This is a genomic window from Saonia flava, assembly GCF_011927795.1.
In the GTDB taxonomy this organism is placed as follows: Bacteria; Bacteroidota; Bacteroidia; order Flavobacteriales; family Flavobacteriaceae; genus Saonia; species Saonia flava.
This window is the reverse complement of the sequence record NZ_JAATJJ010000001.1, coordinates 2,191,722-2,211,788: the sequence shown is the minus strand read 5'-3', so window position 1 is coordinate 2,211,788 and position 20,067 is coordinate 2,191,722. Positions and strand designations below refer to the sequence as shown.

Here is a 20,067-nt window from a genome sequence, read left to right as displayed (position 1 = left end):
AATCAAAATGAAACCGAAGAAATTTATATATATACTATTGTTCTTTCTTGCGCTCTCCAAAGTGGGTGCGCAGGAAGAGAACCCTTTTGTGACTTATGATGTTCCATCACAGAACCTTCTTAAGTTCAATAGGTTCCTTATAAACCCAACATTTTCCACGGTAAGGGAGGATAAGTCTTATATAAACCTTCTTCATAGAAACCAATCGGTATCTTTTGATGACAATAACCAAGCCTACTTCTTAAGTTATAGTGGTAGAATAGATGATAGAACCGGTCTTGGTCTAAGTCTTTACACTCAACAAGAGGGAATAATATCCAATTTTGGAATGTTGGCAAACTATGCCTATGGCATTAAACTAAGTGAAAAAAGTAATTTTACTTTTGGCGCCAACCTGTCCTATTACAGTAGTGGTCTAGACCAAAGTAGGGTAAACCCAATTGAGGATGACCCCTTATTGAATGGTTTCCAAGATAGCAACCTAATATCTTTCCAGCCCGCTTTTAACCTTTCCTATGGTAAGTTTGATTTTGGGATTTTTGCAGAGAATCTTTTTGATTACAATTTAAAGAGTAGTGAATCTGTTACTGATTTTAAGGAGAAAACCTATTCCAGTCATTTACAGTATACACATGAATTTGAAAATGCCCAAGGAGCTCTGGAAGGTGGTAGACTAATGCCATTAGCGAGAGTAAGAAAAGTCGGCGAAAATGATGTGGTTCTGGGCGGAAGTCTTATTCTGGACCTTCCCAAACTAGGCTGGGTACAGGGAGGATATGACAGTTTTTATGGTGCAGCTGCCGGTGTTGGTTTTAATCTCAACAAAAGATTGTCCCTTGGATACACCATGGAAAAAGGGTTGTCCAATAACTTTGACAATTTTGGTTTAACTCACGAGATTTCATTTGCATACTCCTTTACTCCAAATCTAACCGAAGATAGGGTAATGCTAGAAGATAGTGATGATGATACAGACTTAGTAGAAGATGAAGAGTTAGAATATTCTGATGCTTTAGCAGAAAGGGATAAAGAAATAGAAGACTTGAAAAAAAGACTGGCCGAAAACGACGCCATACTTGCTGAGCTAATGTTTAGACAAGATTCCATTGAAGAAAACAGACAAAACAATCTTGAAAGAAGGTTTGAAGCTGTCATGAGAATGGTAAGAAATGAAACTAATGGTAATAGGCCAGATTTAGAAGAAAAGGCAAAAGAAATATACTTTGTAAATAATGACAAAGCCAAAGAAAATGGGGATTTGGCTTTAGAAAACCTTGATAAAAAAGAAAAAAAACCAACTGGTATAAAACAGGTTTTACAACTAAAAGATAATATTATAAGCACAAAGGATTCGGACAAAACCCAAACAGCAGTGGCAGTAAGGGACAATACTAAAAATGATGATTTTGTAAAAGAAGCAAAACGCAGTAAGGTTAAAAATTCAAAATTCAAAAACCTAACAGGTGTAAAAGACGGGTATTATGTTGTTGCAAATGTTTACAAAGGGGGTCCCTATTTGGACAAATTTGTTGGGGACTTAAACCAACAAGGAATAAACGCAGATTACTTTACCAATCCCAACAATAACCTTAAGTATGTATATCTACAAAGGTATGACACATGGCAAGAAGCTTTGTCTGCACATAAATCTAACTTCAATGGTGCATACAACGGCGATATGTGGATTATGAATGTGGACAATGATGATGATGGCTATGACAAAGCTTATGTGAACAATGTTAACAAAATCAAGGAAAAATCTTCCACTTATGATTCTGATGTGTTGCAAAAGAACATTGTGGTAAAAGACAATGTAGCGGCAAATGCACCCGCAACAAAAACAGTTAGAATAGATGGTTTAGGATCTGGTTATTACATAATAGCCAATGTTTTCGCAAATGCCAACAATGCCAATCGCTTTGTTAGATTGTTGAATGCTAAAGGCCTAAATGCCAGCTATTTTATAAATCCCGAAAATAAATACAGGTATGTCTACCTAAAAAAACATGGGTCTTGGAACAACGCCCTAATATCTTACTACTCAAAACTAAACAACATGTACGATGACAAAATGTGGATCATGCGTGTTAAACCAAACCAAACCGCATAATGAATAAAGCATTTATAAAAAAACTTCTATTTATAAGTATTTTTCTGTGCTCATTAATTGGATTTTCACAGGAATATAACAATTTTGAAGTTAGATACCAGAACAATATAAAGGGTAATTTAACTTTTTTAGCCAACAATATTGTGAATAGGGATGGTGGTACTTCTACCACAGAGCCAGAAGACCCATATGATAATTTAAATAACAGTGGAAGCAGTGGTTCCTGGAATAGAAATCCAGAAACCGGAGGGTATTATAATTATAATGATTATAAGGACATGCAATACATCAATGTTGATGGTGGACCAGGAATATTCAACTCTAGTTCGGCAACCCTCACCTATGAACAAGCAGATTGTAATTTAATACGTTACGCTGGTCTTTATTGGTCCGCAACATATCCAAGTGCAAACGCTGGTGATCCTGTTGGCACGGGCAGACAAAATGATTTCAATCAAGTAAAACTAAAAGTTCCCAATGGAAGCTATGTCGATGTTTTTGCAGATGAAATTCTCTATGATGGCTTTACAAGTGCGGACAACTCTATGCGCCAAAACAGCCCTTACGCGTGTTACGCAGATGTAACCTCCTTGATTACCCCCCTTGCCAATCCAGAAGGAGAGTACACTATCGCCAATATAAGGTCCGTACAAGGTTCATTATCCCCAGGAGGAGGAGCTGCAGGGGGTTGGACATTGGTCATTGTATATGAAAACCCAACCCTAACCGGTAAACTAATAACAACATTTGATGGTTTTGCAAGAGTAAGAAGTGCCAATCCACAAATCGATATCAATTATAATGGATTTAATACCATCCCAGCGGGTCCAGTGCGAGCAAACATCGGTGCCGCTGCCCTAGAAGGAGATTTTAGAATTTCCGGGGACCAAATGCGTATCAGTTCAGCTTCAAGTGGAGGTGCTTTTACCACCATTAGTAATGCCACTAATCCAGCCAATAATTTTTTTAATAGTAATATTACTCTTAATGGTGTTGCTACCACCAATAGAACACCTAATAGTGCCAATACGCTGGGCTATGACACGGATATGTTTTTATTGAACAATCCTACCAACTCTGTAATTCCAAACTCAGAAACAGCAGCCACATTTAGGTTTACCTCTAGTGGGGACCAGTATTATCCATTTTTTAATTCCTTTAATGTTGAAATAATAGAGCCAAATATTGTTGTTGAAAAGAAGGTTGAGGATATTGCTGGTAATGACATAACCGGTCTTGGGGTTAATTTAGGCCAACAATTAGATTATGTTTTGTCTTTTCAAAATACTGGAAATGATAATGCTACAAATTACGTCCTAAGAGATGTGTTACCAGAAAATGTAACATATATACCAGCCAACTTAATTCTACCTACAGGCTTTCCTCCTGAAAATGTAAGTTATGACCCAGTCACTCATGTTATTACTTTTAATGTTCCTGACGGGTTAGTGCAGGAGGGTGATCCTGTGTCCTCCATAAGACTACGTGTAAGGGTGGCTGAAAACTGCTTTGATTTTGTAAACGCTTGTACAGATTTAATTCAAAACCTGGCATATTCAACCTATGAGGGTGTTATAAATAATAATCAAATCACAGATGACCCAAGTGTCTCCGATTTTGATGATTGTGGATTTATAACTCCAGGTGCCACTAACTTCCTATTAGATGATTTGGAGGATTGTGATTTTAGTAGAACAGTCCAAATGTGTGGTGCCGACGTTCTTTTGGATGCGGGTGATAATTTTGATGATTATATATGGTACAGAGATGTAAACGGAGACAACCTGATAGATTCAGGGGATACCATTATTACAGATGGGGATTCAGATAATGACCTTAGTACTTTACTGGTTAACCAAGTGGGGACTTACATCGTAGATAAAATTGTGGCTGACCCCTGTAAAGGGTTTCAAGAAATCATTACTGTTGAGCTTTTTGGCGCATCACTGCCAAATCCCATTACAGATCTGATTAACGACACTTCCAATACGGTCGAAGGCCAAATCCTTGTTTGTCCAAATGATGGTGAGGAACTACCAGAAATATTTCTCTGTGGCCTAAATGACACCGAATCCATTCTTATTAATATTCCAGATGCAACCAGTATTTCCTGGGAACAGCTGGATGAGGCAAGCTGTGGGTCGGCACCTGCCGATTGTGCCAACAAAAATGGATCCTGTACATGGAATAATGTAGGTTCTGGAAGCAGTTTTTTAGCATCCGATGCAGGAGAGTATAGGGTGGTGATAAACTATCAAAATGGTTGTTCTTCACGTTTCTATTTCAATGTTTTTAAAAACCCTTTAGACCCTCAATACAATAGCAGTGATTTAATCTGTACCACTCCAGGAAATATCACAGTGACCAATATGCCTGTTGATTATGAGTATCAGTTATTGGACGCAACAGATTCTTCTATTCTAGTTCCCTATAGTGCTAATAATGGACCAAGTTTTACAATTTCGTCCAACGGAGCATATACTGTTGAAATGAGACAGGTTGGGGTTGTAAATGGTTGTGTTTTTAGATTGGAGGATATTGGTATTTTGACGCGTAACTTTCAAGTTGATGTTACAACAAGAGATACGGATTGTAATGGTTTGGGAGAAATATCCATTTCTGCACTTAATGTAGAGCCGCAATATTATTATGAAATATCACAAGGTGGGACACCAGTGGACACTTTTGGCCCAAGCAATGACAACAACTACACTTTTGAAAACTTAAATGATGGAGTATACGATGTGTTGGTAACCACAGATGATGGTTGTACTTACACAGAACAGGTTACAATAAATGACCTGACTGATTTAGATTTGGACGCGGTTATTTCCCAGCATATTAGCTGTAGGGAAGGAAATATCCAAATGAACTCTACTGGCGGACAAACACCTCATAGTTACGCCATATGGTCTTATATTGATGAAGGTGGAACTACAATAACCTCCTATCCAACAGTAAATGACATACCCGCTTCTGAATATCAAACAAGTGTAATTTTTGATATTTTGGATCCCGGGGATTATACATTTGTGGTGGTTGACAGAAATAACTGTCATGCATTTTCTAACACAGTTACTATTACCTTAGTGCCCGCTGTAGAATATACCACCAGTATTATTGACGAATCTTGTTTTGGGGCCGAAGACGGTTCTATTGTTTACAATATGACCGCAACCAATGGGTACAAGGTTGATTATTCCATTTTATATCCTGATGGGTCCATAGTTACAAATGCATCAGGAACTTTTAATAATTTGCCTCAGGGAGATTATACAGTTACATTAACGCAAAGCAAAGGTGGTTCTTCTTGTGATTATTTAGAAACTTTTACCATAGGTGGTCCAGCAGATGCGGTAAGCGGTACAGCCGTGTTGACCCAAGATTATACATGCTTACAAGACGGCATTATTGAAGCCCAATCTGTAGTTGGTGGCGCTTCTCCCTATGAATATAGTATTGATGGAGTAAACTTTGTTTCTGGTATAGGGGCAGAAACTTTTTCTGGTCTTGCCAATGGCACTTATAACATTACTGTAAGGGATGCCAACAATTGTACGTTCGTAACGAATACGATAACAATAGACCCTCTTAACGAACCTTCTGACTTAACCTTTAGTGCAACCCAACCCAATTGTCCTTCATTAACATCAGATGTTACTGTAACAGTGGTTGATGGAAATACTCCTTTTGTTTTTGAAATTATTGCACCTTCAGCCATTGCTGCAAGTTCATCTGCTGGTAGCTCTGCTCTCTTTAATGGACTTTCTCCAAACACATATACATTTAGAGTAACTGATGACAAAGGATGTTTTTATGATGAAAGCTTTACAATAGGCCCTGTTAGTCCTATCAATGTTGTTGGCCAACTTATAAGCAATATTACATGCTTTTCTGATACTGATGGAGAGGCTTTGTTTACTATTTCTGGTTTCAATACTAGCTATGACTATTCCATAACAGGTCCGGCAACATTCTCTGGAACGGGTGAAACTGGAACAACCATTCCCTTATCGGGATTGGATGATGGCACCTATACAATTACGGTAACAGACAATGATACAAATTGTACAGATACCGCTTCTGTTACAATTGCAGGGCCTTCGGCCGCTTTAACCCTAAGTGCTATTGAAACGCAACCAACGTGTATCGCGGATGGAAGTGTTGCTCTAACTGCTACAGGCGGATGGGGAGGAAATTCTTTCACTTTAACAAATCCTGATGCCAGCCCCTTTGGGACAAATACAACAGGAAACTTCTCTGGTCTTACCCAGACAGGATTGTATAGTGCATCCGTAACAGATACAAATGGGTGTTTGGTTACAACAACATTTACACTGGACCCGGTCATTGCCCCTGTACTAGAAATAGTTCCAAATGATATTTGTTATGATAGTGGTGTTGGGCTAACCCTAACAGCAAACGTAACCTCGGGCGGAGATGGAAATTATGAATACAGCCTTAATGGGGGTGTTTATACAACAAGTAATGTTTTCTCTGGTTTGGCACCGGGCACGCATACCATAGAAGTTAGAGATGGAAAAAGTTGTGTCGATACTGAAACCATTTCCATAGATCCGGAGTTGACAGTAACTGCTTCCGCTAGTAACATTGCGGCATGTGGGACAACAACCAATGTGGTCATTACTGCAGCTGGTGGAGATGGAAATTATGTTTATGCGCTTGTAGGCAACGGGGTTACTCCAAATGGTGGTGATTTTGGTGCGTCCAACTCCATTTCCGTGACCGGGGCAGGAGATTACGATGTTTATGTTAGAGACAAAAACGGAGGCGCCAATTTCTGTGAGGTCAACTATGATATCAATGTGGCCCAAGATGCTCCAGTGGCAATTTCAGTATCCCATACCGATATTTTATGTAGTGGTGAAGCAACTTCAACCATTACAATAACAGCTAGTGGAGGCGAGGCACCATATACGTACAGTATCAATAATGGAGGAACCTATCAACCCTCCAACACATTTGTAAACCAAGCAGCGGGCAGTTATAACATTAGAGTAAGAGATGCCAACAATTGTGAGGTAACACAGATATACAACATAACGGAACCCTTTACTCTATCCGCATCTGCTGCCGTAACAGAATTGGTTGAGTGTAATCCATCAGCCGGTGGAGAGGTTAGAATCACTAATGCTCAGGGAGGGACCGCTCCATATGAGTATAGTTTTGATGGCGGTAGCTCATATGTTGCAAGCAGTATAGGTTATTTAATGCCTGGAACACATACGGTGTATATTAGGGATGCCAATGGCTGTGATTTTCCTATGACAGTGACCATTGATCCAGAACCAACTCCCCCTACCGCAACAGCTTCTATTGATTACGAATGCGACGGTGAGGGAACAATCACGATAACTCCAAGTAGCGGAAGTTTTGATTATACTTATGAATTAGATGGAGTTCTTAACACTCCAAGTACATCGAATATATTTAGCGATGCTACCGTGGGCAGTCATACTTTAACTGTTAATTATTTAAGTAACACCCCGTCTGCTCCAAGTAATCTATTATTAGAAAGTTTTGGGTTTGGAGCCAACACAAGCATTACACAAATAGATCCCGCTTATTGCTATGAGCCACAAGACGGATCTGTTAGTTTATGTGGTTTTGGAACAGACACCCATATTCAAGATGGTGAATATTCGGTAACACAGGTTATTTCAAATCCTTATGGATCGTGGCAAAGCCCCAATGACCACACAGGGAATGCCAACGGAAGGTTCTTGGCAATAAATGTTGGGGGGGTTGCAGGCGTTGGTGGTATCGTTTATGCAAAAAGAAATGTTGAAGTAATCGCCAATAGAGATATTACCGTTTCTTTATGGGCCTTTAACTTGTTGAGAAATGGAACCAGTGGAGGAGACCCAACCATTGAAATACAATTGGTAGACGGTGGCGGAGCTGTAATTGCCAGTACTGCGACCGGGAACGTGCCCAAAAACTTCAATGCCGATGATTGGCATAATTATACCGTAACCTTAGATCCGGGAGCTAACACCAACTTAGATATTGTTATAAGAACTAATTCGGCTGTAGTTAATGGAAACGATATAGCCATTGATGATATTCAGGCTTTTCAAACACCAGAGCCTTGCCCTGGTTCTTTTGATATCGACATTTTAATTGAGGGTGGATATGAATTTATGGCCTCCTCATCCAGCGTTTCAAGTACAACTTGTAATGGGTCTCTTGATGGAAGCATCACTTTTGATATAGAAAATTTTGACGCTGTAAATGGATATCAATATAGCGTGGATGGAAATCCTTTTTCGGGACCACAAACCAGTTCGCCAATTACGGTAAATGGACTAGGGGCGGGCACACATACAATAGTAGTTCAAGATGTGTTGGACAACTCATGTTCAATCACAATTACAGAAACAATTACCAATCCTACTTCTGTTGTGTCTGTGGCTTCAATGACTAGCCCATTAACTTGTGTTAATGGAGCAACAATTACCGCTAGTGCTTCAGGTGGAACACCTACTTACCAATACCAACTAGAAGATACTTTAGGCAATCCTATTGCGGGATATGATTTTGCCACCAATACAACAAACAATGTCTTTACTGTTAATACTCCTGGCGATTACCATGTTAGGGTGAGAGACGCAAATCTTTGTGAAGATATAACAGATACCGCCATAACAATAAGTGTCCCTGAAAACATCGTTTTTACATCCACACCAACGGCTTGTTATAGTGGTGCAAATGATGGAACGATCTTAGTTGATGTTACTGCTGGAAACGGTGGATATCAATTCAGTATTAATGGTGGGCCTTGGATGGTTCCTAGCCCAACTACTTCTACAACGTATTCATTTAATAATTTATCAAATGGTTCGTATACAATAGATGTAAGGGATCAATACAGTTGTGTGGGTGTTCAACAAAATATAACTATTAACCCTGCCTTAACCTTATCCGCCACAGCTCCTAACATAACCTCTTGTGCAACAACTACAGATGTTACTATTTCAGCAGCTGGTGGTGATGGAAACTTGGTCTATGCTATTGTTTCAGATGGGGTTTCACCTGTTCCTGGAGATTTTGGTGTTGCAAATCCAATAACAATAACTGGTGCAGGGGATTATGATGTATATGTAAGAGACAATAATGGAAATGTTAGTTTTTGCGAAACTAGTTTTGACCTGACAATTATTCAAGATGACCCCATAGTTATTACACCAACAGCAACCCCAAACACATGCTTCGGTGGAACAACAGGTGCTGTCTCATTGGCTGTGTCCGGTGGAAATGCTCCCTATGACTATAGTATTGACAATGGCACAACATACCAGACCACGGCAGATTTCTTTAATCTTCCTGCCGGCACATATAACATTAGGGTCCGTGATAACAACAATTGTGAGCAGACAAGCAGCATTGACGTTACCCAGCCTGATCAAATTGTTGCAGAAGCTACACAAACACTTGCCTACACATGTTTACAACTTGGAGAAATTTCCATTGGAAGCGTTACGCCAACTACAGGTGGCTCAGGAAACTATCAATATAGTCTAAACGGAGGTGCGTGGACCGCAGCCACAACAGGGGGGACTGTATTTAACAACTTAACAGATGGAACCTATACAATAACCGTTCGTGATGCTAATGATGTTTCATGTACCATTACATTGCCAAATATCATTGTTGATCCTTTGCCTGCGGAGCCCACTTTAAGCACATCAATAGTCTATAATTGTGATGGAAGTGGTAATATTACCGTACTACCAAATGATGTTACTTATACCTACAGCATAGATGCTGGTGCGGCCCAAGCCAGTAACGTCTTTAACAACATAGCTGTTGGAAGTCATACTATAACTGTTGATTATGGTAGTGATTGTACCGTGGATACAATTGTTGTAATCGAAAATGGGCATGCAATTGAAGCCAACATCACAGATTCAACAAATACAACATGTAATAGCGATTTGGACGGCTCCATTACCTTTGAAGTCAATAATTTTGGTGTGGGAGGTTTTGAGTATAGTATTGACGGCTTTACCACTGTTCTTGGAAGTAGTACTTCTTCACCAGAAACAATAACTGGGTTAGGCGCGGGAAGCTATACCATTACTGTTAGAGATGTAAACAATCCTATTGCTGGTTGTACAATAATCCTAAATCAAGATATCATTGAGCCGATCCCAGTGGTTGCTTCCGCAACGGTTACAGACGAACTTACTTGCTCTAATGGCGGGGCAACTATTACCGCTAGTGCAACTGGCGGAACGCCAACATACCAATATCAGCTGGAGGACGATTTAGGCGCTGTTATAACAGTCTATCAATCTTCAACTATTTTTAATGGCGTTCCTGCCGGGGACTATATTATAAGAGCAAGAGATACCAACTTGTGTTCCGATCCTATTGACATAGCTATTACCGTTGCAGCTCCAGACCCAATTATATTTACATCTACACCTACTGCCTGCTATAGCGGTGCTAATGACGGCACAATAGTGGTTGATGTAACTAGTGGAAATGGAGGGTATCAATTTAGCTTAAATAGCGGGCCATGGATTACACCAAGTCCGGCAACCGCAACAACACACACCTTCAGTAATTTAGTTGCTGGTTCGTACACCATAGATGTCAGGGATGAATATGGATGTGTTGTTGTACAACAGACTGCGGTTATTAATAACCAATTGTTAGCTACGGTAACCGTAACGGACATTGGGACATGCACGGATGGAAGCATTTCGGTTGCTGCCTCTGGTGGAGACGGTTCCTATGAATATGCCTTTGTTCCAACCACAACTGATCCAACTGGCTTCTTTGGTCCAGCTAACACCTATACTGTTACCACAGGAAATGATGGTGTTTATGATGTATATGTAAGAGACAATTCCGCTGCGGTGCCTTTCTGTGAACTTATGGAAACTGTTACTGTGAACCCAGCTGTTCCATTAACATTTACCGCAACACCAAATGACCCAGAGTGTCATGATGGTTTAGGCTCTATAGACGTCAACATAGTGTCGGGTACAACTCCATACACTATAGAAATAATAGATTTGGATAATGCTGGTGCCTCAGACCAGACTAATACAAATGTCTTTACGGCCACAACCACATTTTACAATCTATTGCCTGGTGATTATACCATAAACGTTACCGATTCTTTTGGCTGTTTGGTGACAGACACGCCAGTTACTATAACCAACCCTGATGAGTTGACTGCAGATATAACGGCAATTCTTCCTGCTGCCTGTAGTAGTGTAGACCCGAATGATTATGGCTTTCAATTCAGCAACTACCCCACAACCCTCGGAACAATAGAGTTTAGTGCTGATGGTGGTGCCACTTGGACTGGAGATAACAGCATTCCTGGTACAACAGATGTTTTAACTGGTTACATTTCTGGAACAAACGTATACCCATCTTTAAGAACCGTTGATGGCTTAGGAAATACAATATGTCAGACAGATTTACCCCGATATACCATTCCCTACCCCTTGGATGACCTGGACATTACTATTTCAACCGTTGTGGTTGGTTGTAATGAACTTCAGGTTACCGTGCAAGGTACAGAGGGTGTCCCTAATTATGAATATACATATACTGACAACCCTTCTAATTTTAATCCCCCTTCTGGGTGGACAGCAGCAATTCCAGGAAGTCATACTTGGACTGGATTAATTCCTGGTAGGACCTATGTGTTTTATGTAAGGGATTCCAGTGGATGTTTGCGACAAAGTAATGTGAACGTAAATGATATCACGACTAACCCTATTGAAATAAGTGCCGCCTTTGAACCTTCTTGTTCTGGCGCAAATGATGCTGAAATAACATATACACTTACCGATACGGACGGTAGTATAGAGCCGAGTATGAGATGGGAGCTTTTTGATGTAAATACCGGTTTGGTTGTACAATCAAGCGGTGGAAATATTGCCTATAGCCCAACAATTACGGTTACTGGCATCTCTCCAGCCGAATATTATATTGTTGTGACGGAAGTAAATGCTGGCAACACTGATGTCTGTGTGTCTGGTAGTGAAAATCTTTTAATTGAAGAATTAGATCCAATTTCTGCAACTCTAAGTTCTCCACAAAATATTACATGTAGCACGCCTGGTCTTATTCTTATTGATGATATCATTGGCGGAGGAGGTACATACACATACACAGTGTCGGGTCCCGCTCCATTTGTTACCATTACTGGAACAACAGATAATCCAGTTGAAATAATACCTGGCTCACCGGCAGGGACATATACTGTTTTGGTTGAAGATCAGTATGGTTGTTCTTTCACAGATACAATTAATGTTGATTTAGACCCAAGACCAGAAATCTCATTAGAGGTTGTAAGTAATTGTCCAGATGAAGGAGAGTTTCAATTGATTGTTACCTTAGATACTCCAGGCATAGGGGCTCCTTATTTCTTGAGCCTAAATGGTGGTGCGTATCAAAACATCGTGTTTGATGGCAGCAACCAGTATATCATTACAGATTTAAGTTCTGGCGCGGGACAAACCGTTGCTGTGGCCGATTTAAATGGCTGTCCAGACACAGATCCTTTTACAATCTATCCCCCATTAGAATTTACGGCAGTACAAACAGAGCTATTGGACTGTGAAGGACCCCCTAACAACAATGCAGAAATAACCATAACTGTTACTTCTGGGTCTGGTAATTATGATTATGAAATTGTTGGTCCTATAAGTGAAGGTAGAGTGGCTATGCCGTCAAACCCTTTCACATGGACCCAAGCTAGTGTTGCGGGAACCTATAGTGTTGTTGTATATGATGTGGGAACGCCGGTCCCCTATTGTCAAAGAACAATTGATGTAGAAGCACCACCAGCAATTACACCAATCTTTACCCATGTTCCAACAGATGTTACATGTAATGGATTAGACAATGGAACCATAGCCGTTTTTGAAACAGATAATGGAATAAACCCTTTAACGTACACTATTTCTCCTGTAGCGGGCACCTTTAATGCATCCAACAATACTTTTGAAGGGCTTCCTCCAGGAACATATGCGGTAACCGGGCTTGGTACCAATAACTGTACAACTACAATTCCTGGAATTGTAATTGATGAACCGGACATTATAGACAATGTAAATGCTACAGTGGTGGAGTTCGGGTGTTCTGCTGGGAACAATCCAAACAATGCCTCAATATCAATTGATGGCGCCGCAATTACGGGCGGTACGGGAACCTATGTTATTTATGAGTTTATAAATGACCAAGGTACCCCGATGGTCCCTGGGGATGATGTGGTGGTCCAGTCAGGGTCAAATACGACCTATGTGGAAACCAATACCACAGGTGGTTCCTACATCATTAACGTCTATGACGAGAACGGATGTTCAGGATCCACTACGGCAACCATATTGCCATATGACGAATTGTTGTCCGCAACGGCATCAATTACAAACCCATTGAGCTGTAATCCCGGTATGGATGGTGAAATAACTATCACGGTTACCTCTGTAAACAGTGACCTTTCAAGATTTCGATATAGTATAGACAACGGGACCACATATCAAGCTTCCAATGTCTTCACCGGCCTAAGTGCTGGAACACACAACTTCTTGATCAGACATATCGATACCGGTTGTATAATAACAGCATCGGAAACCATAACGGACCCCAACACCTTCACTATCGATGTCGTAAAAATTCAAGATGTTATTTGTTTTGGGACAGCTACAGGGGGGGTAACCTTTGAGCTAGTAGATGTAACTTACCCAGGTGATTTCGATTGGGAAATCTTTAATACCAATGGTACTGCATCAACACTGGACGACACCTCTGTGCTTACAGGAAACGAACCAACTAACGGGCCAACGGCAACTATTAACTTGCCTGCTGGGGAATATTACGTAAACATAACACAGTCCAATTTTCCGACCTGTACAAACACGGAATTCTTTAATATTGACGGGCCTAGTGCTGCCATTACTGCGAATACCAATGTCACTGAGGTAACATGTGCTTTGAATGATGGAAGTATTGAAATTATTGATGTGCTGGGCGGATGGGCAGGCTATACTTATTTTGTTGACCTGGCCTCAAATCCAGCTCCGACATTCCCAGGAAGTTATCAAGCCTCTCCTTTGTTTCCGGGTCTTTCCGGAGGAGCTTTGGGAACCGATTACCAAGTGTGGGTTGTTGATCAATTTGGTTGTGAGTTACAATTACCAGATGTTACACTGATAGACCCCACGCCAATAAGTGCTACTTTACAGATAAACCAGGCAAACTGTACAAACCTAGAGGGTGAAATAGAGGTTATTGGAACCTCGGGAGGACAAGGTACTGGCTATACTTACCAATTGTACAGAAACGGTTCGCCGCAAGGCACGCCACAAACCTCGACCATATTCTCAGGTTTGGGAGCTGGTTCTTATACAGTTGAAATTAACGATCAATGGAACTGTACATTTACCACTCTGGCCGAAGTATTATATGATGAAATGTCCCTTTTGGCAACCATCGTAAAACCTATTGATTGTACCATCAACCCGGGTGGGGAAATCACTATAACTCAAAATGGAGGTTCTGGGAGTTATGATTATTCCGTTACCTTCCCAGATGCCGTAACTACCATAAACAACACCACAGGAGTGTTCACTGGACTTACTCAGGTTGGTGACTATACATTTACCGTTACTGACCAGGCTGATGCTTGTAGTAAGAACATAGTTAGAAGACTTGAAGATGCTATTCAGCCCATAATCTCTATAACAAATTATACAGATGTAACCTGTAATGGTAATTCTGACGGAACTATCTCTGTAAGCGCCACTGATAATGGTATAGGTCCTTATACATTTGAAATTACAAGCCCTGTTAGTATTCTTCCAACATCAAATACGGCTAATACAGCCGTCTTCACTGGACTAGATGGGTTGGCCGCGCCAGGTATCACATATACAATAAGAGTTACAGCTGCAAATGGTTGTGTTGAAACCCTTACTCAAGTGATTCTACAACCAGACATTATAGATAATGTGAATGCCACAGTGGTGGAGTTCGGGTGTTCTGCTGGGAACAATCCAAACAATGCCTCAATATCAATTGATGGCTCCGCAATTACGGGCGGTACGGGAACCTATGTTATTTATGAGTTTATAAATGACCAAGGTACCCCGATGGTCCCTGGGGATGATGTGGTGGTCCAGTCAGGGTCAAATACGACCTATGTGGAAACCAATACCACAGGTGGTTCCTACATCATTAACGTCTATGACGAGAACGGATGTTCAGGATCCACTACGGCAACCATATTGCCATATGACGAATTGTTGTCCGCAACGGCATCAATTACAAACCCATTGAGCTGTAATCCCGGTATGGATGGTGAAATAACTATCACGGTTACCTCTGTAAACAGTGACCTTTCAAGATTTCGATATAGTATAGACAACGGGACCACATATCAAGCTTCCAATGTCTTCACCGGCCTAAGTGCTGGAACACACAACTTCTTGATCAGACATATCGATACCGGTTGTATAATAACAGCATCGGAAACCATAACGGACCCCAACACGTTCACTATCGATGTCGTAAAAATTCAAGATGTTATTTGTTTTGGGACTGAAACGGGTGAAATTACCCTACAGCTTGTTGATGCCACATATGTTGGGCCATTTAACTGGGTTATATATGACTCTAATGGCACGGCAAATACAATAGATGATACTTTTGTGAAAAACGGTACATTCCCGAACAACGGCCCTACCGCTCCAATTACTCTGGAAGCTGGAAGTTATATTGTAGAAGTTCTACAGAACAACTTTCCACAATGTACCAATATAGAGGCATTTAACATTTCGGGTCCTAGTGCGGCCATTACAGCCAATACCAATATTACTCCTGTAACTTGTTCCCTAAATGATGGTGCAATTGAAGTTATAGATGTATTAGGAGGCTGGGGTGGTTATACCTATTTTGTTGACCTGGCCTCAAATCCAGCTCCGACATTCCCAGGAAGTTACCAAGCCTCTCCCTTATTTACCGGATTGGCAGGAGGCCCTGGATTGGGAACTGATTATCAAGTATGGGTTGCAGATGTTAATGGTTGTGTAGAACAGCTTTCTAATGTGAATCTTGTGGATCCTACACCGATAAGTGCTGCTTTGCAGGTAAACCAAGAAAACTGTACCAATTTAGAGGGTGAAATAGAAGTTGTTGGAACAGTTGGTGGCCAAGGCAGTAACTATACCTATCAACTAATAAAAGACGGTGTTGCATTCGGGTCAACTCAAACATCAACCGTATTCTCTGGTCTGGGTGCTGGAAGTTATGAGGTTCTTGTGACCGATCAATGGTCCTGTTCTTTTACTACCCCAGCAGAATTGCTATATGAAGAAATGAACTTGGTAAGTACAGTCGTAAAGCCTATAGATTGTACTGTTGCACCTGGAGGCGAAATTACAATAACAGTAAACGGTGGTTCGGCAAATTTAGACTATACCGTAACATTCCCAGATGCCGTAACAACCATAAACAACGCCACAGGAGTATTTACGGGCCTTAATCAGGCTGGCACATATACCTTTGTGGTGAACGATTTGGACACCACTAATCCTGTTTGTACCAAAACAATCACAGAAATGTTGGACACGCCAACACCTGTAACTTTTGACGCTCCTACAAGAACCCATGTTTCTTGTAATGGCGGCGCGGACGGAGAAGTGACCATAAACTTGACAGCCCCATCTTTAGGGGTTAATGACAATCCTATTTATACCTATACTCTTTATGATGCACTTGGGGCAACTATTGTTCAACCTGCTCAAACAAGCCCAACTTTTACCGGTCTTTCTGCAGCATTTTATCAAGTGGAAGTAATATCATCTAGGGGATGTTTGGACAGACAGACTTTTGAAATTACTGAGCCATCTGTATTAACAGCAACGGCAACGGCGACAACTTTTGCATGTAATGCTTCCAATACGGCAACTACATCTACTATTACTGTGGTTCCAGGCGGGGGAACAGCTCCATATTTATATAGTATTGATGGGGTTAATTTCCAATCGTCCACAACGTTTGATATAATTGACAATGGTGCTATTCAAAATATCACAGTAACCGTTGTTGATGCCAACAATTGTTCTGTGCCTGCTGTTGTGGCCCCTATTCAACCACTAAATGTATTTACGGCAATAGTTTCGCGGAACATTGCAATTTCTTGTGTAAATCCAGAAGAAATATTGATTACGGTTGCAGATAATGGAAACCCATTAAATACGTACACCTATGAATTGTTACCCATAGGAAACCCTAACGGTTCCTTAACCGCAACGCCAACAAACATTACAACAATATTTGACCTTACGGCTGTTGGAAACTATACATTCAGGATTACGGATACAACAACAGGCTGCTATTTTGATACAGCGCCTTATGAAATTCTACCTTATGATTTAATCGAAGTAGTTGCCACGGCAACAACCCCTATAACATGTTTTGGAGGTTCCAATGGTGCGGCCGAAATTAATATTTCGGGATATACAAGTGCTTATATGTACGAGGTGTATAATTCATCAACTGGTCTAACAACAGGAATTACAGGTACTGGTAATACCTCTGTAAATCCCAATACAATTAATGGTTTACCTGGTGGAAACTATTTTGTTAGAATTACGGAAACAACTGCTCCAGAATGTGTGGAAGATTCCAATAGCTTCACTATCATATCTCCAGATATGCCACTAACAGCGGTTGTTGACCCTATTGCAGATACAACTTGTACAGATGACCAAGGAGAAATTATTGTGAACCCAAGCGGAGGATATGCTCCATACGACATTGTATTGACCAATACCACTACTAGTCAGTCCTATACAATAAATGATGTGGCGAGCCATATTTTTACAGGTCTTTCTGCAGGAAGTTTTACTGTTGAAATAACTGATGCTGGTGGATGTATAATAAATGATACAGAGGTATTGGTGCCTGCAATTCCTATTACTGCAGATATTACTGCAACACCAACCACGTTGGTTTGTTTTGGTGACACCAATGCAATTGTAACTGCAATCAATGTTATAAATGGACAGGGAATATACCAATATCAATTGAATACATATGATCCAACCGGAACTGTAATTGATTTTACATCTGGAGCACAAATAAGCCCTGTTTTTGATAATTTAGGAGCCGGTATTTATAGTATTACTGTCTCCGATGGTTGGAACTGTGGTATAGAAACAGTTCAAGTTACCATTACCGAGCCCATTGATGTGTTCAGTTCTTTGGTGCAACTAAGTCAAATGACATGTAACAACCAAGCTCAAATACAATTATTTGCAGCTGGTGGAACTGGGCCATATGAGTTTAGTGCAGATGGCACAACATATACTCCAATGTCAGGAGGAAACTCACATACTTTTACCGTTGCCGATGGTGTTTATCAATATTATGTGAGAGACTCCTTTGGGTGCGACGCTATGCAATCTAACCAAATCTCAATAGAGCCAGTGCCTCCATTAATGATAGATATTGATGATAGTGCGGCAGTTATTAATTGTACAGGAGAAGCAACCGCTACCATAGTAGCTACAGCTTCTGGAGGGCTTGGCAATTATTCTTATGAACTTTATGGTGATGCTGCATTAACTAGCCTAATTTCAGGGCCACAATCAACAGGTCTATTCAGCAACTTAATTGCAGGAAGCTATTATGTTCATGTTACTAGTTTGGACTGTGAAGAAACATCAGCAGAAATATTAATTGTTGATCCGCTTCCTTTACAAATAGACCTTCAAGACTTCACTGATGTTACCTGTAATGGTGCCGATGATGGAACCATCACTGTTGAGGTTTCTGGAGGAACGGGAGAAATATTATATGCCATTTCACCAACCCTAAACCAGTTTGATACTGAAAATGTATTTACAGATTTGGCGCCAGGAGATTATGATGTTATTGCACAAGATGAAAACGGTTGTTTCTTGGTGTTCCAATTTACCATAAGCGAACCCAATCCATTGGATGTTACCTATACCGCCTTACCAGAAGTTTGTGCAGGCAATGAAGATGGCTCTATTTCAGTTGCTATAACTGGCGGAACCGCTCCATATAGTACCGCGTTCAACTCTAATAATGATGCAGATTTTGTACAAGACCAAACACTGTTTACAGATTTGGCCGCCGGTACTTATGTTATCTTTGTAAGGGACGCCCAAGATTGTGAAACCAATATTATTGTAGAAATTGAAGCCGGTGTAAACCTTAATGGAATTGTTACTCCTATCTACACTTGTTCAGATGATATGCCAACAGCATCTATCGACTTATTGTTTGAAGACCCGTCCGTTTCGGGAGATGTAATGTATGCTTTGGATTCAACTGATCCAATGGATCTACAGTTGGATTACGACTTTGGGGATATAGCTCCTGGTCCACATACTTTAACTATATCACATGCTAATGGATGTATCAACACCATTGATTTTGTAATTGATGCGTTTGAACCTTTGACCTTAGTGTTAGAGCAAAACAATATAAATGAAATTACCGCCATTGCAACTGGTGGTACCCAGAACTATACTTTCACTTTTGATGGAATTAACAACGGCGATGAGAATACCTATTATATCACAAGAACAGACACCTATACGGTAACTGTTACAGATGAAAATGGATGTACGGTCTCTGCCGAAATATTTATGGAATTCATTGATATTGAAATTCCTAATTTCTTTACCCCAGATGGTGATGGAATGAATGATTTCTGGGTTCCTGAAAACATAGAGCAGTTCCCTGAAATACTAACCATCATATTTGACCGTTATGGTAGGGAGGTCTATAGAATGGAACTAAATGATGCTGGATGGGATGGATTATACCAAAACTCAGAGCTTCCAACTGGTGATTACTGGTATATTATTAAGCTCATGGGTGAGAATGACGATAGAGAGTTTGTAGGGCATTTTACACTTTATAGATAACAA

2 protein-coding genes are annotated in these 20,067 nt (G+C 40.5%); both read left to right on the top strand.

The genetic code is table 11. The features are described 5' to 3' along the window. The first annotated feature begins 7 nt into the window (after positions 1-7). Complete coding sequence (locus GGR42_RS09615) at positions 8-2,110, top strand: PorP/SprF family type IX secretion system membrane protein (RefSeq protein WP_167963272.1); 2,103 nt, start codon at positions 8-10, stop codon at positions 2,108-2,110. Then, complete coding sequence (locus tag GGR42_RS09610) at positions 2,110-20,064, top strand: T9SS type B sorting domain-containing protein (RefSeq protein WP_245201423.1); 17,955 nt, start codon at positions 2,110-2,112, stop codon at positions 20,062-20,064. The genes GGR42_RS09615 and GGR42_RS09610 overlap by 1 nt, the downstream gene beginning before the upstream one ends. Positions 20,065-20,067 lie beyond the last annotated feature (3 nt).

Coding starts and splice junctions, on each gene's coding strand:
- GGR42_RS09615 (WP_167963272.1), top strand. CDS start 8: ATGAAACCGAAGAAATTTATATATATACTATTGTTCTTTCTTGCGCTC.
- GGR42_RS09610 (WP_245201423.1), top strand. CDS start 2,110: ATGAATAAAGCATTTATAAAAAAACTTCTATTTATAAGTATTTTTCTG.